Consider the following 21,282-nt stretch of genomic DNA (forward strand, 5'->3'; position numbering starts at 1 on the left):
AAATTAGCTGCCCGAATCAAGGCAACGCCGATGTTTTGGCAACGCCAGCGAGCGCCCGTCATTTGAGCCAAGGTGCCGTGAAATGAAAAGGCGCTGACCTTCTGGTCGCGCCTTTGAAGTTGAAAGGCAGATTGCCGCTTAGGGGCGTTTGCAGCGTCGATCGGTCCGCCGTTCGTTAGAACGGCGGAACCAAAGGCGTAGCGTCGAGCCGTTACGCGGTTTGGTAAAACCGCGTAACTTATATGACCATGACGTAGCGGCTGCCCACGTAGTACTGCTTGCCGAGCAAAACCGGCTCGCCATTGGGACCGGTAAAGCCGGCACGCAGGTTGAGCAGCGGATCGTGCGGAGCGATGCCCAGCTCGGCCGCCTGCTCGGCATTGGCGCGAACGGCCTCGACCGTGCGGTAGCCAACCGAGGCAATCGGCGTTCCACCAACACGCTCGACCTCGGCAAAAATCGACTTGTCCTCAAGATCGGCCGTCAACAGCTCACGATATGCGTCAAAGGGCACAAAGATGTTCTCCTCAAAGATGGGCTCGCCGTCGGCCGTACGCACGCGCTTGATATGCAGCAGCAGCGCATCCTTCTGCAGGCCAAAGAACTCCATCTCGTTTTGGCGCGCCGGAACGATCTGGCGATCGATTACATGCGCGCCGGCCTTCATGCCATTGTCGGCACACAGCGCGGTAAACGTCTGCAGCGTCGAGGCATGAAACTGGCGGTTGATGTGCGGCGTGGAGACAAACGTGCCACGGCCTTGCTGTTTAACCAGATAGCCATCGGAACACAGCTCCTCTACGGCGCGGCGCACCGTAATACGGCTCACCTCGTACTGCTCGGCAAGCTCAAGCTCGGACGGGATACGCTCCTTGGGTGCATAAACACCCTTCTCGATCGCATCCTTGATTTCGTCGTAAATCTGCTGGTACAGCGGCGCATTTTTGGGTGCAGGCATATCTAATCACTCTTATCGAAATATCGGGATAACAAATACGTATATAACGTCTAGTTTTATGTTACCTCATAACGATAAAACGATACACCCTCCCTACCAAAAAGGGACAGGATTGAGCAGAGCCGGCAAAATGCCAAATACCTTACTTGCCGTCGTCCTGCTGCAGGCTGTCCTGTTCGCTGAGGCGCACCTGCCTGCTGGCCATGCGTGCGGGCTTGTCGGGATCGGGAACGGCCGTGGGCATGGGTTCGTCGACATGACCACCCCACCAACCGCCCACAAAGTTGAGCGTGTGGAACACGTTGATCACGGCGCCGGGATCAACCTCGCATACCAGCCTGATAATGTCCTGGCTCTCGTAGGTCGAGACAACGGTGTGCAGCAGGTACATCTTCTCGCGGCTGTATCCGCCGACGACCTCGGCGCAGCTAATGCCGTGCTGAAAATGGTTTACGTAGGCAGTCATGACCTCGTCTGCCTTACGCGTCGTGATCTGCAGCGTCACACGATCGTAGCGATGATAGAAACTGTCGATGGTCTTGGTCGAAATAAACTGGAACACAATGGAATACGCCGCCTTGTCCCAGCCAAACATAAAACCAAAGATTGCCAGGATAAAGCAGTTGAAGCCAAAGATGACGCCCCAGATGGTCTTGCCCGTGTGGTTGGAGACCCACAACGCGATAAAGTCGGTACCGCCGGTGGATGCGCCGGACTTAAGCGCGATGGCAGCACCCAGGCCCGAGACCACGCCGCCAAAAATGATGAGCATGATCTTGTCGCCCAAAAATGGAGCGAAGTGAAAAACGTTGAGGAACAGCGACGAGAGCACGACCTGCATCATCGAGAAGATGACGAAGCGCTTGCTAATGCCGTTCCAGCATAGGAGCGCCACGGGGATGTTGAGTGCGAGCATACCGAGCGAGATGTCAATGTGAACGCCACCTAGCGAGGTAACGCGATCGAGAAGGACCGCGACGCCGGTAAGACCACTCGGAAGCAGGTCAGCGGGCCAAATGAACGCCTGGATCAGGAATGTCTGGAGAACGGCAGAGACCGTGACTGCCACGGCAGTAATGGCACGGCGGACGATGGTGAGGCGGCCGAGTACGAGCACGCGGTCCGTGAGCTGATCGATGGCATCCGCCACGCAGGCTCCTTTCGAAGGCAGATATAGTTGTGGGGCATGCCCGCGATTGTAGCATGGAGCGTGCGGGGGCGCCTCAATTCACCCTCTCTCGACAACCATCAGAAGGACCGTGAGGCCGCTCAAAAGAAAAACGCCGTGAAGAGAGCGATCCCTTCACGGCGAATTCGGCATTTGCCCAGATAAAACCTGCCAAAATAAACCTGTCCCTAAATGGCAGGTAGGATATCACACAGATTGTCAATGACAACGTCGGCGGCAGACTGGTCCAGGTTGACGCCCTCGTGCGGACGCAGCGCCAGGACGCGGGCGCCAGAGCGCTTGCCAGCCTCGATGCCCAGAGGCGAATCCTCGATAACCAGGCACTCGGAAGGCTCCACCCCCAGCGCCTCCATGGCACGCTGGTAGATCTCGGGGTCGGGCTTAAACGCACTGCACTCGTGACCGCTGATGGTGTAGTCCAGCACGTCGGCGATGCCGGCAATCTCCACCAGCTCGTCGATCAGCTCGCGATAGGACGAGCTCGCGATGGCACACTTCACGCCGCGCTCATGCAGCTCACGCATCACCGGCTCCGTCTGCTCGTTGAGAAGCTCGGCATACGGAACGGGGTGGTGCGGGCTGTAGACCTGCTTGTACTCCACGCGCAGGCGCTCACGCAGCTCAACATCGTCGGGCACCAGCGACTTCCAAATGGCCGGCTCGTTAGACCCCGAAAGGTCGGGGATCTCGTCAAAGTGGAACCCCTTCTCTTCCATAAACGCCACGCGGCGACGGTTGTAGAACCACTCGGTATCGACCAGCACGCCGTCCATGTCAAACAGCACTGCCTTGATCATACGCTCCTCCTTCCACCTGCCAAAAAGGGACAGGTTTATTTTGGTAGGTTTTATCTGGGGTTTGCGGCGCGACAAACACGCCCCCAAAGCAAAAAAGGGGACGGGGCGAAAACCCCATCCCCTCTCAATCAACCCGTAAGGTCTACTTACTTGTGATTAGTAGGAAAGCTTCCACATGTAGCGACGCATGGTCAGCGGGTGCTGACGGGCCTCGGCGATCTGGTTGCCGTACTCGCGCATAACGGCGAGGTGCAGCAGCGGGTTGAAGTAGGTGACGACGCTCGCGGGCACGGCGTCAGCCAGGCCGTAGTCCTTGGAGTCGATCAGAGCGACCTTGGCGCCCATGCGCTTAAGGAAGGTGAGGGCGCGGGCGTCCATCGGACGGGTAGCGCCATCGGACATGAAGAAGACGTAGGGCTTACCCTCGGTGGAAACCTCGAACGGGCCGTGGAAGTACTCGCCGGTGTTGTAGGCGGCGGCGTCGATCCACTGCATCTCGGTGAACAGGAAGGCGGCGTGAGAATAAGCCATCTTCTCGGAGGCACCGGAAGCCATGAAGTAGATCATCTTGTCGTCCTTGAAGTCCTCGGCGAACTTCTTGGCGAGCTTCTTGCAGGACTGAGCGGCGTTCTCGCAGAGGTCGAAGACGTTGGTGAGGCCGGTGATCATGTCCTCGTAGTGGTCATAGCCCTCGGTCTGCTGAAGGATCTCGAGAGCAAGAGCGATGGCATAGCCGGGCTTCTCGCACTTGGCAGCGTAGTTGGCGTGGAAGCCGTGGATGATGACGTGGTCGGCGTCGACGGTCAGAGCGGAGCCGGCCTTGTTGGTGAGGGAGACGACCGGGCAGTTGTGCTTCTTAGCGGTCTTGTTGGCCTCGACGGTCTCGGGCGTGGAGCCACCGAGGGAGCAGGTGATCACGAAGGTGTGCTCGTTGACCCAGGAGGGCGTGTCGTAGTTGAACTCGTTTGCGGTGAAGATCTGAACGTTCAGCTTGTCCGTGTTGTTGGCCAGGAAGTACTTGGCGGGGTAAAGGTCGGACATGGAAGCGCCGCAGCCAACGAAGGCGACGCTGTGGATCTCGTGGTTGGACAGGACGTCAGCGACGATCTGCTTAGGGAGGTTAAGGTCGATCTCGTACATCTGACACATTCCTTTCGATTTTTGCGGCGCCACTTTGCCGGACGTGCGCAGGATTACCGTGATTTGGACCGAGTCGCCGGCCCATTGAAGATGTGACATAGGGACTGTCCCTTTGACACATTTAGGGATGGAAGCCTGCCTGGGGTATGGGATGCCAGGCAGGCTCCCCGGGGAAAGCGGTTAGACGCTTGGGCGCGACTAGGCCAGGATGCCGGCCGCGGAGAGGGCGATGCCGCCCACGATGGCGATCACAAGAAGCCAACCGGTGTTGACGTTCTTCTTGATGAGCCAGTACATAAGGCCGGTGAGGCCAAGGGAAATCATCTGGGGCATCATGCCGTCCAGGATGTCCTGGATCACGACGGTGCCGTCAGCGAACTGCAGCGGGGTGGTGGCGCCGATCAGCGTTGCGATCATGCCGCCCACGGACATAAGACCCACGATGCCGCAGACATACATGAGCTTCTCCATGAGGTCGCCGCCCTGAAGCTTGCTCAGGTACTCGTGGCCGCCCTGATAGCCCATCTTGGCTGCGAACCACGTGATCAGCACGGAAGGCACGATGGAGATGAGCATGGCCAGGATCGGGCCCATGATGGAGCCCTGCTGAGCCAGCTGAACGCCCAGACCAAAGGCGATAACGCGGATGGTGCCCTGGAAGAAGGAGTCACCAATACCGGAAAGCGGGCCCATGAGGGAGGTCTTGACCGCGTTGATCGAATCGGGATCGAAGTTCTCGGGATCCTTGGCGTACTCCTCCTCCATGGAGGCGGCGAGGCCCAGGACGAAAGCGCTCGTCTGCGGAGTGCAGTTGTAGAACGCCATGTGACGGCGGTAAGCCTCTTTCTTGGCAGCGAGCTGCTTGGGGTCGGACTCATCCGGATAGAGGCGATCGAGCGTGGGAACCATGCCATAGAGGAAGCCCATGTTCATCTGACGCTCGTAGTTCCAAGAGGCCTGGATGGCCCAGGAGCGCCAGAAGAACTGGCTGACCTTCTTGTTCAGGGACACGTCCTTGGTTGCGGTTGCCATAGTGTGTTCCTCCTTAGTCTTCGTCGTCTTCGAGCGGATCGTAGTCGGAATCGACACCGGCGGCTGCATGGGAACCGTTGAACTTGAAGCCCATGAAGACGACAGCCAGGCACACACCGATCAGAGCGACCGCGATGACGGACAGGTTGAGGTAAGCGGCGAGCAGGAAGCCGATGAACAGGAACGGAGTCATACCCTTCTTGATCATCATGGTGAGCAGCAGGGCCAAGCCGTAGGCGGTCATGATCTTGGTCGAAACGTTAAGACCAGTGGACAGCCACTCGGGGACCATGTTGACGATGGCCTGAACCAGGTCGGTGCCAACAAAGACGGCGAGGAAGATCGGCAGGAAGTACATGACGGCGTACAGACCAGTGCCGACGCAGATGTGCATACGGTAGGCAGTCTTGAACTTTCCGTTATCGATCGCGCTATCTGCCACATGGGTGAGGGCGGCGATGATGGAACGGAACACGATGCCGAGGAGCTGACCCAGGACGGCGACCGGGATGGCGATCGTCATGGCGGTCTCGGCGGAAGCATCGGTCAGGCACGCAAAGGCAGCGGCCACGATGCCGCCCAGGACCATATCGGGCGGAACGGCAGCACCGACCTGCACCAGGCCCATGGACACGAGCTCGACGGCGGCACCGACGGCAAGGCCGGTGGGCACATCGCCCAGCAGCAGACCGACGAGCGTAGCGCCAACGAGGGGCTGCTCGAAGTTAAGACGACCGAGCAGGCGGGAGTCCCACATGCAGAACACGCCGACGAGGCCGACGAGCACCGCACTGATGAACGTATTCATACCCTTCTCCTTTCAGTCAGGCAAAAGCCTGGTTGACTACAGCTTGGCGTCGATGTCGACGCTCTGATACGTGGGGGTCTGCTGGACATAGAGCTTGATGCCCATGTCGAGCAGCTGGTTGATGTCGGCCTTCTGCGTGGCGTCGAAGAAGACGGAGCTGTCCTTGCCGCCGACCTGATCGGCACCGTCGTGGTTGGCGGTAGCGCCCAGGTTGATGGCGTCGAGCTTGTAGCCCTGGCAGAACTGCAGCATCTCGGCAGTGTTGCCAAAGACGAACATGACGCGCTCGCCGAGGGTGTTGAGCTTGTCCATCTTGGCGAGGGCACGCTCGACGGTGAAGACGTTCAGGCGCACGCCCTGGGGCTTGGCCAGCTTAAGAGCGCCCTTCTTGATGTCATCGTTGGCGGCAGCGTTGTCGACGACGATGATGCGCTCGGCCTGAACCTTGGTGGTCCAGGTAAAGACGACCTGACCGTGCAGCAGACGGTAGTCAAGACGTGCGAGGACGATCTTGGCGGGACCGGAGCTGTGACGGGACGCCTTGGCCTTCTCGGCGGGAGCCGCGACGGCCTCGACCGGTGCGTTGGGGTTGGTCAGACCAGTGCGGGCCTCGTTGATGAGGGCCGCGAGCTCGGTGCCCTTGACGGGGGCGGGGCTCATAGCGAGCGTGAGCGCCAGCGGGATGTTGAAACCGCTGACAACCGTGAACTTCGTGCCGTTCTTGGAAAGCTCGACCATGCTGTTGTTGACCGAGCTGCCGAGCATATCGGTCAGCACATAGACGGTGTCGTCCGCGTTGAACGTGGCGATCATGGCGTCCACCTTATTGGTGATGGGCTCCTTGTCGTCACGAGCAAGCGACACGACGTGGACGTTCGACACGTCGCCGAGAACCATCTCGAGCGTGTCTTTGGCGCCTGCGGCCAGGCCGCCATGAGATGCGAGAATGATCTGATTCATCTTACCTCCTCCTTCTCGTTATGGTCATTATAACGTCTTATACGCTACTTACATTGATAATTAGTATAAAGACCGTTCGCGGTTAAAAATCGACCGTTTACGGGTTTAACGCACCCGAAACATTGGGGCTGGGTAGGCGGGCACTGACTGGATAACCCCAGGTCGGATGCCGCACGCAATTCCCTATCGCACGAAGTACCAGGGACTTTCCTGTACGGTGGGCTCCAGCGCGATGCCGGTGCGTTCCTTAAACAGATCCATGTCCTGCGATTTCTCCGTCCACCACGCGTTGGGCTTAAAGGTCATGCTCTCAATGACATGACCGACAAACACACTGTTGCGCAGCTTGGAGAAGTCGGTGTTCATAATCAGGATGGACGCGAGCACCAGCACGATGCCCAGGACTTTGATCGCGCCGGCGGGCTCGGCGTAGACACCAATGCCCAGCAGTACGGTGACAACTGTCTCGAATGACATTACGACGGGAACTTTCGACGTCTCGAGCCCCATGGACAGACCCTGCATATATAAGATGTAAGCCACGGCTGTGGGGATGAGTCCAAAGCCAAGGAACAGCAGCAGCAGCTGTGGCGACATTGCCGCGGCGACATCCGGCCACGGAGCCGCGATAGCTGCCATAACCGCACCGCCAAAAACAAAGCCCCAAAACGTGACAGCCAGCGGGTGGACCGTCTTGGTTGCTATTCGGCTAAACACCGCGAGCGACGCACCACAAAGGCCTGCAATCACACCCGACGTGACGCCCCAAACCGAAAAATGAAAACCGGAAAGGTCGCCATTGGTCACTGCAAGCACGCAGCCAACGATGTTAAAGACAATGGCAACGAGCTTGTTAGGGGTCACGTCCTCGCGATAAAGCACGCGGCCGAGCATGACGCCAAACACCGGCGAGGTGTAGAGCAGCACCGAGGCCGTGGACATGCCCACCTCGCCCATGCACTCGTAATAGCAGGTGTTGGCGGCGGCCAAACCGACGATACCGACAAGCGCGCAGGGAACAAGCTCTTTAGGGCTTGCCTTGAACAGAGCCAGCGGACCCTGAGCCACGGTAGACCCCTCACCCGGGCGGCAGCCCATAAACATCAGGACCGGCGCCAAGATAAGCGCTCCGACCAACAAGCGAAAGGCAGCCATGCTCTGGGACGAAACGCCCATGGCCGAGATGCCGTTTACAAAGATTCCGATGCTGCCCCACATAAGCGCGGCGATCAGCACCAGCACATAGCCCAGATTGCTTTTCTTCAACGCAGCCTCCTCGGTATTGTTTCCAATATGTTTCATACTACGTTATAGTCGTTATATACATTTTTCAAGCCACAAATCGCCGAACGGAAAAATCTGCTCCCCCACATACTCATTGGGGACGTACTTAAATGACTAGTCATTCAGGAACGTCCCCAATGACTAGTCGTTTAAGTACGTCCCCAATGACTACCCAACGACTAGGACTGTCCCCAACTGCCGGCAGAAAGGGAACGTCCTCAACTGCCACATCTGAACCAAGGCGACGCCGATGCTTTGGCAACGTCAGCGAAAACCCGCCAGAGCGAGCAAGGTGCCTTGAAGCGAAGCGGCATTGACCTTCTGGTCATGCCGCCGAAGTTGAAAGGCAGATTGCCGCTCTGGCGGGTTTGCATCGTCGAGCCGTTACGCGGTTTGGCAAAACCGCGTAACTCCTAGTAGTCGAGCTTCCACATGTAGCGGCGCGTCATATAGTCCTTGTGGGTGACGGCAGAGAGTGCACGCATGTACACGTTGTTGAGGATCGGTGCGAAGATCAGGTGGTTGAAGTATTCGCTCACGCTGTCCTTGATGTCGTTGAGGCCGAGCTCCTTGGCGTCGAGCTGATAGACGCGCTCGCCACCGTACTGGTTGACGAAGCGGATGCCGCGCTCGTCGTTGCAGCGGCTGCGGCCGACGCTGATGAGCTGGAACAGCGAAGTGCGCTTGTCCAGGATCTCGAAGGGGCCATGGAAGAAGTCGCAGGTGTTGATGGTGCAGGAGTCGATCTGTAGCATCTCCTGCACGTTGCAGATGCTAAAGACGTAGGCGGCACCAAAGAGCGGACCCTGAGCCATCACGTTGATGCAGGGCTTGTCGGCGTTCTGCTCGGCCCACTTGGCAGCGAGCGGACGGGTGTACTCGACGGCCTTGCGATAGATGGGGTCGACCAAGTCAAAGGCGGCCATAGCGGTCTCGTACTCGGCATAGCCCTCGGTCTGCTGCGTGAGCTCCATGGCGATCATGGTCACGACGGCGGAGTTGGTGCGGCCCATGCAGGACTCGTCGACGGCCAGGCTGTCGTACTGGATCTTGTAGTCGCAGACCTCGGTGAGGGCGGATTCGTCAACATAGATGGCGATGGTGCTGGCGCCGTGGTCCTTGGCGACCTGGGCGGCGACGATAGTCTCCTTGGTGCCGCGCATGGACACGACGACGGCCAAGGTGTTCTCGTTAACGTAGGCAGGGGTGGCGTGCACGAACTCGTTGCTGGTGTAGCTGGAGCTCACGACCTGCGTGGCCTCGTGCTCCATAAAGTACTGGGCAGGATAGTTACCGCCGTTGGATCCGCCGGCGCCGATCCACACGACGCGCTTGATGCCGCCCTTGTCTGCCTTGTCGGCCAAAACCTGGGAGACGACATCCTTAACCTGTTCCTGAGTGGTCATCGTGCATCAGCCTTTCTTCTCGTTTGATGCTCATCACAGGCATACAAGTTACATACATGTTTTGGTTATGTCGACTAGTTGTATGCTATATTTGTCTTAGAAATTTTGCTGCTGCGGTTTTCGGTAGCTCGCTACCAGCAGTTTTATTGTTTTATTAAATACATGCTTGCTTAGGTAAGCATACAGGTTAGATATAGGTTGGCAATATGGGCGTCACATCTAAAAAGAAACTGACCCAATACGAGCGCTTGGCGGGCACGCTGCGCGATCGCATCGCTGCCGGCACGTATGCGCGCGGAGACAAGCTGCCGTCCGAGATGGAACTCATGGACGAATCGGGGCTGTCACGCAGCACCGTACGCCACGCCCTTAAGGTGCTCGTTGATGAGGGCCTGGTGCGCACCGAGCGCGGGCGTGGCGCCTTTGTGGCCGACACGCCCGCGCTCCACGAGAACAACCTGGTGTTTTCGAGCTATACCAAGCAGGTCGAAGGCCAGGGCATGAAGCCCACCACGCGCACCGTGGACTCGGGCTTTGCCAAGGCGGCCGGCAGCATAGCTAAGTTCTTTGACGCCGCCGTGGGCAGCAAGCTCGTCAAACTTGTCCGCCTGCGCTACCTGGACGACGCGCCGCTGTGCCTGGAGACCACCTACCTGCCGCCAAGCTTCGAGACGCTCATCGATCGCGATATCAACGGTTCGCTCTACGCCACGCTGCGACAGGAGTTCCATCGCGCACCGGCACAGGGGCATAAGACCTTTGAGGTGTGCTATGCCTCGCAAAACGAGGCGTTTTTGCTCAACGTTGAGCGCGGGCAGGCGCTGATCCTGATCACCGACTACGTCTACGACACCGACGGCCGACCGCTCCATGTCTCCAAGCGCATCCAACGCACCGACCGCGCCAAATACACCGAACCCATCGGCTAACCTGCCAAAATAAACCTGTCCCTAAATGGTAGGTTTGGGGAGGTCGGGGAACCAGGTTGGTTTGGGTTGGTTGGGCGTGCGCTCGGCTAGGACCAACTCCATCCAACACATGTCGTACCAGCGACCGAACTTTTGGGCGCAGCGATCGAAGGTGCCCACCAGGCGATATCCCATATGGGCATGGAAATCCTGGCTGTTGTGCGTCAGGTACTCGTCGTCCTTGTCGTGCGGCACGGCGATGAGCGCGCACATGTTGGTGATGCCCATCGCAATCAGGCATTGCTTGAGCGCATCGTGCAGCTTGCGGCCCAGCCCGCCGTGGCGCACATCGCGCGCCAGGTAGATCGACGTCTCGACCGACCAGTCGTATGCCTCGCGGCTGTTGAGCGGACTCACATAGGCATAGCCTACCAGACGCCCGTCCAGCTCCATCACCAAATACGGGTAGCGCTTGAGCGTACGCTCGATACGCCCGGCGAACTCCTCAACGCTCGGCACCTCGTATTCGCAGGTAATCGCCGTCTGGCGCACATACGGCTCATAGATGGCAAGCAACGCCGGCGCATCGTCGGGCGTCGCCAGGCGAATCGTCGGCTCGGACATTTCGGTCATACAACCCTTCCCCCTCAAAAACAAAGGCTGCCCTGCGCCAAGCTCTGGCGCAGGGCAGTCCCTTGTCACTACATCAGGCTACAGGACAGCCGCCAACGCGTCGATGTCCTCCTGCGTCGTGGCCCAGCTGGTGCAAAAGCGCACCACCGTGTGGGTCTCGTCGTACTTTTCCCAGTACTCAATCGAGGCATGCTCGCGAATGCGGGCCATGTCCTCGTTGGGCAGAATCACAAACTGCTGGTTGGTCGGCGTCTCCAAAAAGAACTGGTAGCCGCGCTCGTGCAACACGCGACGAAGCGCCTGAGCCGTCTCGATCGCCTGGCGACCAATCTCAAAATACAGGCCATCGGTAAAAAGAGCCTCGAACTGCACACCCGTCAGACGGCCTTTGGCAAGCAGCGCGCCATGCTGCTTAATACGCGGAATGGGATGCGCCGGGGCGTGCATACCGCAGAACACCACAGCCTCTCCGCAGAGCGCGCCGCACTTGGTACCGCCGATGTAGAACACGTCGCACAGCTGCGCCAGCTCGGGCAGGGTAATGTCGCACTCATCGGCCGCCAGCGCATAGGCCAGGCGAGCACCGTCCACAAACAGCGGAATCTCGCGCTTCTGGCACACTGCGTGAATCGCCGCGAGCTCGGCCTTGGAGTACAGCGTGCCATACTCGGTCGATAGACTCACGTACACGGCACCCGGAAACACCGTGTGCTCGTAGCTCTCGTTTTCGTAGAACACCTGGATATAGTTCTCAAGGTCCTCGGCGTGCATCTTGCCCTCGTAGCCGGGGATGGTGAGCACCTTGTGGCCGCCAAACTCGATGGCGCCCGCCTCGTGGCAGGCGACGTGGCCAGTCTCGGCAGCAACGACGCCCTCGTACGGCGCGAGCAGCATGTCGATCACCGTCGCGTTGGCCTGCGTGCCGCCCACCAGAAAAAACACGTCGGCATCGGGGGCCTGACAGGCCTCGCGGATAAGCTGCTTGGCACGCTCGGTATGTGCATCGGTACCGTATCCGGGCTGCGGCTCCATATTGGTGTCGACGAGCGCCTGCAGCACCGCCGGGTGTGCGCCGTGGGAATAATCGTTGTTAAACGCGAGCATGGCAATCCTCTCTTACCGGGTATCGGCCAGATGATTCAAACGGAGCTATTGTACGCCGCTGGGATAGGCAATGCGCGCGGCAAGGCACTCAAGTGCCAGCACCAGAGCAAAACCGCAGCTCACATCACTCAAAAAGTGCGCTCCGACCACGATGCGGCCAAACGCGACGAACGCCACAACCGCAGCCGCCGTCCAAAAGACCACACGACGGCGCGACGGCTTTTCCTTAAAGGCCGCCGCGGGAAGCCCGGCGAGCATAAGGCCGATCGCCGCGTGCGCCGCGTGTCCGCTCGCAAACGACTTAAAGCCGTCCTTGACTACACCGGCGGCAATATAGGCCCGCTTGTCGGGGTTGCCGATCACCCACCACGGCTGAAACTCGAGCCCCGGCGTCACCTCGACCACGCGCATGCGCGGGCGCGACCACAGCGGCTTGACGATCACGTTGAGGATGATGGCCTGAGCGACCCACACGGCAAGCACCATGAGCGCCCAGCGTGTGAGCTCGTCGGGCTCGGTCGTGCGCGTGAGGCGATAGACGATAAGGTTGGCGACGATGGCCAGCACAAACGTCAGCACCAACTGAGCCACGATGAGTTTGCCGCCAACCCTCAGGGACGAAGCGATCTCGTAGCCGGTCAGGCCAACATTGACGAGGATGCCGAGCACGGCGAGCCATTTGCTCCCCCTGGAGTCGGGACGCACCGCGCGCACGAGCATAACGCCCGCGACGCTCGCCGTCAGCTCAAACGGCAGCTCGCCGGCCGCCTCGATAAAGCGGCCGTACACGCTGCCGATGTTGAACAGCGCGCTCGAGATCTGATAATCGAAGAAACTGCCCACGCCCAGGCAGAGGGCAAGGATAACCGCGATAGCAGCGGCATCTTTCTTATAGATGTACCCGAACATGCTTTCCTTTCGATGGAACCAGATTGCCCAAATGGGGCGTTTACGGCGTCGACCCGTTAGTCATCGTCGGACGTGCCCAGCTGCTGCAGCAGCATGAGTGCCGCGGCCACGGGGCCGGTGCCGTCGTTGGCGTCGAGACCGCGACCCAGGCCGCTGCCCGCGCCGGCGCCCGCCTTGTAGGGCACCGACAGTTTGCGGCTCTTGGGGAAGTTCACCGCTCCATAGCGGGTCTTAAGCTCATAGGCCACCTTCTTGGGAACGTCGACGCCCAAAAACGTGATGCGACCGCCGCTGAGCGTAACGCTCTCGAGCCCCAGGCGCTCGCCGCGAATGCGGATTCGCGCGCGATTGAACAGGTTGAGTCCCGCCAACGGCAGCTCGCCATGCGCGGCCTCGGTCTCTTCCTGCACCTCGTCGATGCTCTCCAGGTCCCCGGCCGCCGCAAGCTTACGGTATACGAGCACGCGCTGATCCACCGCCGGCAGGTACTCCTCGGACAAGAAGTAGTCGGCCGGCAGGTTAATACCCACGCTCGCCGCCTCCACACCGGCATCGTCGTCGCCGCGCGCCTCGGCCACGGCCTGGCCCAGCATCTGCGTAAACAGGTCAAAGCCCACACTCGACAGGTTGCCGTGTTGCTCGGCGCCCATGAGCGAGCCGGCGCCGCGGATCTCCAGGTCGCGCATGGCGATGCGCATGCCGCTGCCCAGGTCCTGGAACTCGGAGAGTGCGGTCAGGCGTGCCGTAGCCTCCTCGGTGAGCGGCAGCTCGCCCGGGAACATAAAGTACGCGTAGGCTTGCGTGGCAGAACGGCCCACGCGGCCCTTGAGCTGGTAGAGCTGCGCCAGGCCCAAGCGCTGCGAATCCTCGATGATGAGCGTGTTGGCGGTCGCGTTGTCGATGCCGCTCTCCACGATGGTCGTGGCGATGAGCACGTCGATCTTTTTGGTCGCGAACTCGATCATGACGTCCTCGACCTCGCGCGGGCTCATCTTGCCGTGCGCCACGCCCACGCGCGCCTCGGGCGCGGCCTCGTGTACGCGCGCCACGGCGTCGTCGATGGTCTTGACGCGGTTGGACACGTAGTACACCTGGCCGCCGCGGCCCACCTCCAGGCGAATCGCCGCGCTCACCACGTCGGGGTCGTACTCCCCCACGTGCACGATCACGGGGCGGCGCCCGGTCGGTGGCGTGGTGATCAGGCTCATGTCGCGCACGCCGCTCGTGGCCATCTGCATGGTTCGCGGAATAGGCGTTGCCGAAAGCGTGAGCACGTCAATCTGCTCGCGCAGGTTTTTGAGCTGCTCCTTGTGCTGCACGCCAAAGCGCTGCTCCTCGTCGATGATAACCAAACCCAGGTTCTTGGGGTTCACATCGGCCGAAAGCAGGCGGTGCGTGCCGATGAGCACGTCGATCGTGCCCTCGGCAAACGCCTTGAGCGCGCGCTTCTGCTGCGCCGGCGTGCGAAAGCGGCTGAGCACCTCGACCTCGAGGCCAAACGGGGCAAAGCGCTCAAAGAAGGTCTCGTAGTGCTGTTGGGCCAGAATGGTCGTGGGGCAGAGCACCATGACCTGACGGCCGGAGTCCACGCACTTAAACGCCGCGCGCAGGGCGACCTCGGTCTTGCCAAAGCCCACGTCGCCGCACAGCAGGCGGTCCATGGGCTTGGGCGCCTCCATGTCGGCCTTAATATCGGCGATAGCCTCCAGCTGGTCGCGCGTCTCGTCGTAAGGAAAGCTCTCCTCCATCTCGATCTGCTCGGGCGTGTCGGGCGGGCAGGCGATACCGGTAATCGAAGAACGGCGCGTATACAGATCGACCAGGTCAAACGCCAGCTTTTTGGCGTTCTTGTGCGCCTTGTTGGTGGCACGCGTCCAGTCGGCGGTGTTGAGCCTAGTCAGGCGCGGCTTGTCGCCGTCGGGACCAACATAGCGCGTGATGCGGTCGACCTGCTCGAGCGGCACGTAGAGCTTGTCGCCGTCGGCATATTCCAGCAAAAAGTAGTCGCGCTCCTTGCCGCCCACTTCCTGGCGCGCGATCTCGCTAAAGAGCGCGATGCCGTGGGTAGCGTGCACCACGTAGTCGCCCGGCTTAAACGGAAACGTGATCTGCGTAATGTCCACCTTGCGACGGCTGCGCGCGCGGTTGGCGTCCATGCGGGCATTGAGATCGGCGATCGAGAACACGGCTAGGTTGGCATCGGGCACCACCACGCCCTGCGGCAGGGCAGCATCCACAAAGGTCACGCGTCCGCGCGAGATGGTGGGTACGGCAGCACCGGCGGCAGCCTGGGCGGCGCCCGCCTCGAGCGGGCGGGCGTTGAGCGCATCGACGCGGCGCTCGCGGATCGAGGCATGGGCCTCCTGGCGGACAGCACGGTCGGCAGAATCTGCCGCTGCCACGCGTACGCGCTCGCCAATAACGCCGGCATTTTCGGGGGCGGCCGTCAGCGACTCCTCAAAGGTAATGCCCTCGTCGCCAAAGGTGAGCTCCATCGACTCGCGCGCTCCGCGGTCGGGAATGGCAAACACGCAGGCATAGCGCTTGCCCACGACTTCCTGAACGCGCGTCATAAAGCGGTTGTCCGAGCCCGCGATAGCCGGCTGCTCAATCTTGAGCTCTGCCGTAACCGCACCGCCGGCGCGGATCAGGCTCACGTAGTTCAGGCGCTGCTGAGCACCAAAGTCGAGCTGCTGGGCGCGCACGTACAGGCCGTCCAAGCGGTCAATCCCCGCCTCGCCGGCGCGCGCCTCGATATCCTCGTAGGCACGCAGGCAGTCGTCGAACAGCGAGCGCGGCTCGGACAGAACCACAAGCGCCTTGCCGCTCACGTGCGCCAACGGGCTCACGGTCTGGCCGTACATCACCGGCAAAAAGCGGTCGAGCTCGGGTGTGACGATACGCGCATCAACCATCTCGAGCAGTGCCGCCAGCTTGCTGTCGCTCTGGCTTGCGCGATAGAGCGCCACGTGCATGTTGTGAACGGCTTCGTCGGTAAGCGCCAGCTCGCGGCACGGGAAGATCTCGATGCTGTCCTCGTTGCCGATGGTTTGGCCCGTGGAGCTCACCATACGGCGAATGCGATCAATTTCGTCGCCAAAGAACTCAATACGCACGGGCGCTTTCTCTTGTGCGGGGAATACCTCGACGGTGTCGCCGTGCACGCGGAACAGGCCGGGTGCGTCGGCGGCGCCGGCATTGGTGTAGCCCATGCCCACCAGGCGCTGCGGCACTTCGTCAAAAGGAATCTCCTCGCCCACCGCAAAGGTCGTGGACTCCCAGTAGCGGCTCTCGACTGGCGGCACGCAACGCAGCAATGCACGGGCCGAGGCAACCATGATGCAGTTGTCCCCGCGCACGATACGCCCCAGAGCCTCGCAGCGCTGCGCCACCACGGCATCGTCGGGCGCCTGCTCGCGCCACGGATAGTCCTTGCGCTCGGGAAAGCGGCACACGTGCGCCAGGCCCACGTAGGCGGCAAGGCTGCGCGCGGCGCGATCGGCCGCGTCCTCGCCGCTCACAATGTAGACCGTAGGGCGCGGGCGGCGCGCAAACTGAGCAGCCGCCATAAGCGTGCGGCCCGACTGCGACACGGCCAGCGTCACATCCTCGCCGGCGTCGAGCCCGGCCTCGACGGTCTGCAAGGCCTCGGCAGTGTAGAGCTGCGCGGCTATACGGTGAATGAGCATGCTGTTCCTCCGGCATCGCAACGCCAAAAGCCCGCCGGGGCAAGCTCGGCGGGTCGTGCGTCAAAGTTCATTGACGCTTATGGTACCGCACGGTCCCGTGACCAAAAGCCAAAGCGACATCATGCCAAATGTTGCCCACAACGGTCTTGCCAACGCGTTTCCCAGCTAATTAATCCGCTTTCCGCTTTTTAATTTGCTGTCTTCTGGCAGCAATTTACACCGTCCGCGCCCCATGGCGAGCATTTCGAGCTGCAAAGCGCCTATAATTGAGGATAATTGCGTATTCAATGTCACTTTTTTGATGAGGGGGGGGGTGAAAATAAATGGCCGACACTCCATCTTGTGCACTGTACACCGGGCTCAAGTCACTCGGTCGCATCAAAAACGGTAACGCCGCGCAAATTCTCATGGACGGCAACGCCCGTTACGGTGGACGCCTCATCTCCGAACGCTTGATGGTCCCGTCGTTTATCTCACGCGAAATCGTTCACGCCAAACCCGGTGACCTTCCCGAGTCGCTGTTTGCGCCCTTTGAACAAAGTGCGCGCCAGATACTCAACCTCATCATACAAAACCGAGGCTCCGACCCCCAATCGCTGAGCAAGGTCGCTAAACGCTATATGGAATCGTGCGCCCCAGACATGCAGGATGCCCTTACCAATTGCGGCGTCGACGGCATGCTCTTTAAAAACGGCGTCGAGCGCATCGAGACCACTGACGATAGCGACATTAAAAACCGCCTCTACATCCATCTGGTCTTTTTTATCGTTACCGGCTGCCTTGGCGACCCCGCCCGCGCCATCGAATACACCGAGTCCTTTGTGTCCGACCAGATGCTCTCGACACTCGGCACGGTCGAGACAACCGTCACCTCATTTTTCTCGACAACCGCGCGCCCCACGGGAGACATTCGCCTGGGGCTGCTGCGCGTCGTGGGCAACTCGGCACGACCGCCGTTGCGTCCCCTTACCACGGACCCGGTGGGCAGCATTATCGGGTCGCTGACGAGCGACGAGAACGCCATCACCGACGTCGATTCCGATGTCTCGCGTCAGCACCTGCGCATTTGGCTCCAAGACGGACGCTGGCTTGCGCAGGGCCTCGGCTCCACCAACGGATCGTTTTTGATCTCGGGCGTCGATCGCTGCCGACATGCTATCGAACCGCCTAGACGCGAGCGCCCCGCCAACTTTGCCAACACCCCCGTCGAGATTCACAACGGAGACACGCTTTGCTTGGGCGCCACGACGCGCTTCTTGGTCATTCGCATCACAGACTAGCCCGCCCACACATCTTCGACGCACAAGGTGCCGTTATTTGCATCAACCCATGCAAATAACGGCACCTTTTCGATTAAGGCAACGGTTGCGCTACCTTTTCACTAACATTATCGCCATGCACTTTTTTCTCGAAAGGATCGCCCCGTGACGTACGACACGGATATGAATATCATCGCGTTGTCCCCCTTTGAACCAAACGCCATGTTTGCGACCACCGAAGACCCCGATACTATTCGCCGCTTTACCACCCTGTTGGATTGCGGGGCAGTCGGCGGCGGTTCCCACCATCTTCGCAAGGTCGCCAACACCGAGGGCGAGACCTTTGCGCTCAAGACGCTGTGGCCCCTCAGCGGCTGTGATGAAGACGGCTCCGCCGTCAGCCCCTCGGACATCAAGACGCTTACCGAGGAGTATCGCAATCTTGCAGCCGTCTCACTGTTGGACGGCTTTCCCAAAACCTATGGCTACGGCTATACCGGCTCCGTACCGGTCATCGTTATGGAGTGGATTGAAGGCCTGCCCCTTCGCGATGCTGCGGCAGAGCTAACCGACCCCGCCGAGGGCGGCCACATTCCCGCAAACACCGTCGCTGCGATTGGAAAACGCCTGGGAGAGATTCTCCTGGGTGCCCAAAAGCTCGATGCGCCGTTTGTACACCGTGATATCTCCTTGCGCAATATCATCATTCGCACGACGCTCCGGTCCCTTGCCCAGCAGATTGCACACTGCAGTTTTGACCTTTGCCTGGTCGATCTGGGCAGCTCGAGCATCAAGCGCTCAGACCCCTCGTTTACCATGTCCACCGGCATCTGGCGCAACGGCACCCCCGAGTTCGCCCCACCCGAGATGCTCTCCAACGACATCCCCGAGCTGGCGCCGCTGCGTACGTCGCCCAGCATCGATACATACGAGCTCTGCAGCGTACTCTACACGCTCTATGCCGGCCACACGCCATATCGCCTAAACGAGCATATGGACCAGTCGCCCTACCTGTACAAGATCGAGCACGAGCACGAGCCGCTTGAGGCACGCGTACCCGGCGACCAAATGCTTGTCGATGTCATCATGAGCGGTATCCATAACGAGCAGTCCCAGCGCGCGCCGCTGTCTACGATTGTCGGCAAGCTCGATGCCTGGATTAAAGACATCGATTTTGAGCCGCGCACGCCGCTGCCCACCCCGATCGACATTAGCCAGCAACCGAAGCCTTCCTGCTCCGACAAGGCTCAGACGCGTCACCCAGTCATCTCGCGTCGCGCTGCGCTCGTGCTCGGCGGCGTCTGCGTTGCCGGCATAGCAGGCTCTGCCATTGCCACGGGATGCTGGGGGCTTATCGACCTGGCGCACGGCATCAAGCCGTCACTCGACGATTACACCTGGGAAGAACTCGCCCTGATCTCCCGCAAAATCCAAGAGACATCTTCCAGCAAAAAGGTGCTCGAGATTGCCGAAACCTACCACCTGGTAAACAGCAAGCAGTCGCTCGAAAACGAGAACACCAAGACTGTCAGGCTTTCCGACGGGACCAAGGCACAAGTCCAGATCGTGGGCTTTAAGGCAGACACACTCACCGATGACGGCCTTCCCGCTGGCATCACCTTTATGTTCCGTACCCCCATCGCCATGCGCGCCGTTAACGACAGCGCCGCGACGGGCGGTTGGAAGCAATCGTCGCTTCGCGAATGGTTGGCGGACAAGGGCATGGCTACGCTGCCCGACGATCTCCGTAATCAGATCCGCTCGGTGCGTAAGCTCACCAACAACACCGGCGGCACCAAAGACGCCTCCAGCATCACCGTCACCGATGACAAGCTGTGGCTGCCGTCCATGAGCGAGCTGTGCGGCTACCAGGCGCCCGAAACGTTCGCAGAAGGCTACGAGTACCTTTCTACCCTCTACAGCGGAGAAGGCGAGCAGTACCAGCTCTATCGCGAGCAGAGCGTAAGCGGTCTGACCACCAACGACGCCATGATCCGCACCGTCGCCGGTAAAAAGATCTGCTACTGGGAGCGCACCCCCAGCGCCGACTGCAGCGAGGGCGCCAACTCAACGTACTTTAACCGCGTTGGAAGAGACGGCGACGTGTTTAGCTGGGCAACGCCCGGAAACAAACCAGACCAAAAGACCTATGTCCTACCCGGCTTTTGCATCTAACACCTTCACCGGATACCAGAAAGGAGCCTCGCATCATGCGTGCGGAAACACCTTCCGAGGTGCTCTTTGATTTCCTTAAGTGCGACCTGCAGATCAATAATCGAGAAGCGGCGCGTATCTTGGTTTCGGACAAGCCGCTGGGCGCCAAACCGGCCCCTAGGTTTCGCATTGCCGAAAAGACGTTTCTATCGCGACGCGTGGTGCACGTCGTTCCGGGTACCGACAAGATCGACCCCGAGATGTTTGCCGATTTTTCGCAGAGCGTCCAGAACTTGGCTGCCGCTGCAAAAATCGGCGTTGGCAGCAGTCCAGCGGCCGCCAACGCTCGCCAGCAAGTCATTACGACGCGCGCCCTCGAGCGCATGGCAACGTCGCTCGAACACTGGGGGCTCGATGGTTCCATCCTGCGCAATATCTTTGACCGCATCGCCGTCATGCCGGGCCTCAAGCAAAGCGACCGGCGCCTTTTGGAGCTCCTTGCGCTAACGGTCTGCGGATGCTTGGCTGATCCCAATGCCGCCGCCTCCGAGGTCAAAGACTTTGCCATAACGCAACTGGCCCAGACCTTTGGCACGCTCGAGACCGCCGAGGTCGTCCAGGCACAAGGCACTAACCGCAAGGTCAACGAGCCTCCTGCAAAACTGGGGCTGCTCAGGCTTGCGAAAGACGGCTCGGCCTTGCCGCCAATCTATCCTTTGAGCCTCGATCCCGAGGGCACGGTACTAGGCTCTTTTGCACATGACCAAAATGCCATCACCAACGTAGGACCCGATGTATCCCGCCGGCACCTGCGTGTAGCGTATTCCAACGGCACATGGCTCGCAAGCGGACTGCACTCCACCAACGGAACGGTGCTGGTGACGCGCAACGGCACGACCACCGTTATCGAAAAACCACGCTCGCTGCGCACCGCCGATGACGAGGACAGTCAGATTCCTATCCACGACGGCGACCTGCTCAAGCTGGGTTCCTCGACCGAGTTTTTGGTGCTGAAGATCTCCTCAAACGTACGCGCGCTGGCCTAGGGCCGA

At 60.2% G+C, this 21,282-nt stretch carries 17 protein-coding genes and 1 pseudogene; 5 read left to right on the plus strand and 13 right to left on the minus strand.

Annotated elements, in window-relative coordinates; genetic code table 11:
• Positions 1-148 precede the first annotated feature (148 nt).
• Positions 149-214, plus strand: a pseudogene (locus ACQQ92_RS08060) (hypothetical protein); the annotation flags it as partial.
• Between the two features lie 24 nt (positions 215-238).
• Here the strand turns inward: ACQQ92_RS08060 and ACQQ92_RS08065 are convergent.
• The 9 genes from ACQQ92_RS08065 to ACQQ92_RS08105 all read right to left on the minus strand — a co-directional run bounded on the left by ACQQ92_RS08065 (position 239) and on the right by ACQQ92_RS08105 (position 9,574).
• Entirely contained in the window at positions 239-958 is a 720-nt protein-coding gene (locus ACQQ92_RS08065; protein WP_427796210.1) for a GntR family transcriptional regulator, read from the minus strand.
• 142 nt (positions 959-1,100) lie between these two features.
• Positions 1,101-2,108 carry a YitT family protein gene (locus tag ACQQ92_RS08070; protein ID WP_427719479.1) on the minus strand — a complete coding sequence of 336 codons (1,008 nt, stop codon included), beginning with the start codon at positions 2,106-2,108 and terminating at the stop codon, positions 1,101-1,103.
• A 206-nt stretch (positions 2,109-2,314) separates the two neighbouring features.
• A complete protein-coding gene (locus ACQQ92_RS08075; protein WP_427795266.1) occupies positions 2,315-2,944 on the minus strand; it encodes an HAD family hydrolase in 630 nt (209 codons plus the stop codon).
• Positions 2,945-3,100: 156 nt separating this feature from the next.
• Complete coding sequence (locus ACQQ92_RS08080; RefSeq protein ID WP_427795265.1) at positions 3,101-4,084, minus strand: SIS domain-containing protein; 984 nt, start codon at positions 4,082-4,084, stop codon at positions 3,101-3,103.
• Positions 4,085-4,282: 198 nt separating this feature from the next.
• On the minus strand, positions 4,283-5,116 hold the full coding sequence (locus tag ACQQ92_RS08085; RefSeq protein WP_154518549.1) for a PTS system mannose/fructose/sorbose family transporter subunit IID: 834 nt from the start codon (positions 5,114-5,116) through the stop codon (positions 4,283-4,285).
• Positions 5,117-5,129: 13 nt separating this feature from the next.
• Positions 5,130-5,924 (minus strand): PTS mannose/fructose/sorbose/N-acetylgalactosamine transporter subunit IIC, encoded by a 795-nt coding sequence (locus ACQQ92_RS08090; protein ID WP_154518546.1) that lies wholly within the window; start codon positions 5,922-5,924, stop codon positions 5,130-5,132.
• Between the two features lie 36 nt (positions 5,925-5,960).
• Positions 5,961-6,884 (minus strand): PTS mannose/fructose/sorbose transporter subunit IIAB, encoded by a 924-nt coding sequence (locus ACQQ92_RS08095; RefSeq protein ID WP_427796211.1) that lies wholly within the window; start codon positions 6,882-6,884, stop codon positions 5,961-5,963.
• A gap of 183 nt (positions 6,885-7,067) precedes the next feature.
• Positions 7,068-8,150: a DMT family transporter gene (locus ACQQ92_RS08100; protein ID WP_195838625.1), complete on the minus strand. Its 1,083-nt coding sequence runs from the start codon at positions 8,148-8,150 to the stop codon at positions 7,068-7,070.
• A 431-nt stretch (positions 8,151-8,581) separates the two neighbouring features.
• Complete coding sequence (locus ACQQ92_RS08105) at positions 8,582-9,574, minus strand: SIS domain-containing protein (protein WP_117648180.1); 993 nt, start codon at positions 9,572-9,574, stop codon at positions 8,582-8,584.
• Between the two features lie 206 nt (positions 9,575-9,780).
• Between ACQQ92_RS08105 and ACQQ92_RS08110 the strand changes: the two genes are divergently transcribed.
• Positions 9,781-10,503 carry a GntR family transcriptional regulator gene (locus tag ACQQ92_RS08110; protein WP_427747834.1) on the plus strand — a complete coding sequence of 241 codons (723 nt, stop codon included), beginning with the start codon at positions 9,781-9,783 and terminating at the stop codon, positions 10,501-10,503.
• A gap of 21 nt (positions 10,504-10,524) precedes the next feature.
• On the opposite strand, the gene ACQQ92_RS08115 is transcribed toward ACQQ92_RS08110, so the two are convergent.
• From ACQQ92_RS08115 to mfd, 4 genes are all read right to left on the minus strand, one after another.
• Complete coding sequence (locus ACQQ92_RS08115; RefSeq protein WP_427795261.1) at positions 10,525-11,115, minus strand: N-acetyltransferase family protein; 591 nt, start codon at positions 11,113-11,115, stop codon at positions 10,525-10,527.
• 78 nt (positions 11,116-11,193) lie between these two features.
• The gene (locus ACQQ92_RS08120; RefSeq protein WP_118271027.1) at positions 11,194-12,219 is read right to left on the minus strand and encodes a threonine aldolase family protein; all 1,026 of its coding nucleotides are present in this window, start codon (positions 12,217-12,219) and stop codon (positions 11,194-11,196) included.
• A 45-nt stretch (positions 12,220-12,264) separates the two neighbouring features.
• Positions 12,265-13,128 carry a phosphatase PAP2 family protein gene (locus ACQQ92_RS08125; protein WP_427796212.1) on the minus strand — a complete coding sequence of 288 codons (864 nt, stop codon included), beginning with the start codon at positions 13,126-13,128 and terminating at the stop codon, positions 12,265-12,267.
• A 56-nt stretch (positions 13,129-13,184) separates the two neighbouring features.
• Positions 13,185-16,817 (minus strand): transcription-repair coupling factor, encoded by a 3,633-nt coding sequence (gene mfd / locus ACQQ92_RS08130; RefSeq protein ID WP_427796213.1) that lies wholly within the window; start codon positions 16,815-16,817, stop codon positions 13,185-13,187.
• A gap of 323 nt (positions 16,818-17,140) precedes the next feature.
• On the opposite strand from mfd, the gene ACQQ92_RS08135 reads away from it, so the two are divergent.
• The 3 genes from ACQQ92_RS08135 to ACQQ92_RS08145 all read left to right on the plus strand — a co-directional run bounded on the left by ACQQ92_RS08135 (position 17,141) and on the right by ACQQ92_RS08145 (position 21,276).
• Positions 17,141-18,097 (plus strand): FHA domain-containing protein, encoded by a 957-nt coding sequence (locus ACQQ92_RS08135; RefSeq protein WP_427793962.1) that lies wholly within the window; start codon positions 17,141-17,143, stop codon positions 18,095-18,097.
• Positions 18,098-18,298: 201 nt separating this feature from the next.
• Positions 18,299-20,251 (plus strand): DUF6273 domain-containing protein, encoded by a 1,953-nt coding sequence (locus ACQQ92_RS08140; protein WP_427796214.1) that lies wholly within the window; start codon positions 18,299-18,301, stop codon positions 20,249-20,251.
• Positions 20,252-20,286: 35 nt separating this feature from the next.
• Positions 20,287-21,276, plus strand: a complete 990-nt coding sequence (locus tag ACQQ92_RS08145; RefSeq protein ID WP_427796215.1) for an FHA domain-containing protein — start codon at positions 20,287-20,289, stop codon at positions 21,274-21,276.
• The last annotated feature ends 6 nt before the right edge of the window (positions 21,277-21,282 follow it).

It is taken from the genome of Collinsella sp. SGI.241 (genome assembly GCF_050312955.1).
GTDB lineage: Bacteria > Actinomycetota > Coriobacteriia > Coriobacteriales > Coriobacteriaceae > Collinsella.

What these genes read in the sequence shown, in the direction of transcription:
- ACQQ92_RS08065 (WP_427796210.1), bottom strand. Translation starts at nt 958, where the DNA reads ATGCCTGCACCCAAAAATGCGCCGCTGTACCAGCAGATTTACGACGAA.
- ACQQ92_RS08075 (WP_427795266.1), bottom strand. Translation starts at nt 2,944, where the DNA reads ATGATCAAGGCAGTGCTGTTTGACATGGACGGCGTGCTGGTCGATACC.
- ACQQ92_RS08080 (WP_427795265.1), bottom strand. Translation starts at nt 4,084, where the DNA reads ATGTACGAGATCGACCTTAACCTCCCTAAGCAGATCGTCGCTGACGTC.
- ACQQ92_RS08085 (WP_154518549.1), bottom strand. Translation starts at nt 5,116, where the DNA reads ATGGCAACCGCAACCAAGGACGTGTCCCTGAACAAGAAGGTCAGCCAG.
- ACQQ92_RS08090 (WP_154518546.1), bottom strand. Translation starts at nt 5,924, where the DNA reads ATGAATACGTTCATCAGTGCGGTGCTCGTCGGCCTCGTCGGCGTGTTC.
- ACQQ92_RS08095 (WP_427796211.1), bottom strand. Translation starts at nt 6,884, where the DNA reads ATGAATCAGATCATTCTCGCATCTCATGGCGGCCTGGCCGCAGGCGCC.
- ACQQ92_RS08105 (WP_117648180.1), bottom strand. Translation starts at nt 9,574, where the DNA reads ATGACCACTCAGGAACAGGTTAAGGATGTCGTCTCCCAGGTTTTGGCC.
- ACQQ92_RS08110 (WP_427747834.1), top strand. Translation starts at nt 9,781, where the DNA reads ATGGGCGTCACATCTAAAAAGAAACTGACCCAATACGAGCGCTTGGCG.
- ACQQ92_RS08115 (WP_427795261.1), bottom strand. Translation starts at nt 11,115, where the DNA reads ATGACCGAAATGTCCGAGCCGACGATTCGCCTGGCGACGCCCGACGAT.
- ACQQ92_RS08120 (WP_118271027.1), bottom strand. Translation starts at nt 12,219, where the DNA reads ATGCTCGCGTTTAACAACGATTATTCCCACGGCGCACACCCGGCGGTG.
- ACQQ92_RS08125 (WP_427796212.1), bottom strand. Translation starts at nt 13,128, where the DNA reads ATGTTCGGGTACATCTATAAGAAAGATGCCGCTGCTATCGCGGTTATC.
- mfd (WP_427796213.1), bottom strand. Translation starts at nt 16,817, where the DNA reads ATGCTCATTCACCGTATAGCCGCGCAGCTCTACACTGCCGAGGCCTTG.
- ACQQ92_RS08135 (WP_427793962.1), top strand. Translation starts at nt 17,141, where the DNA reads ATGGCCGACACTCCATCTTGTGCACTGTACACCGGGCTCAAGTCACTC.
- ACQQ92_RS08140 (WP_427796214.1), top strand. Translation starts at nt 18,299, where the DNA reads ATGTTTGCGACCACCGAAGACCCCGATACTATTCGCCGCTTTACCACC.
- ACQQ92_RS08145 (WP_427796215.1), top strand. Translation starts at nt 20,287, where the DNA reads ATGCGTGCGGAAACACCTTCCGAGGTGCTCTTTGATTTCCTTAAGTGC.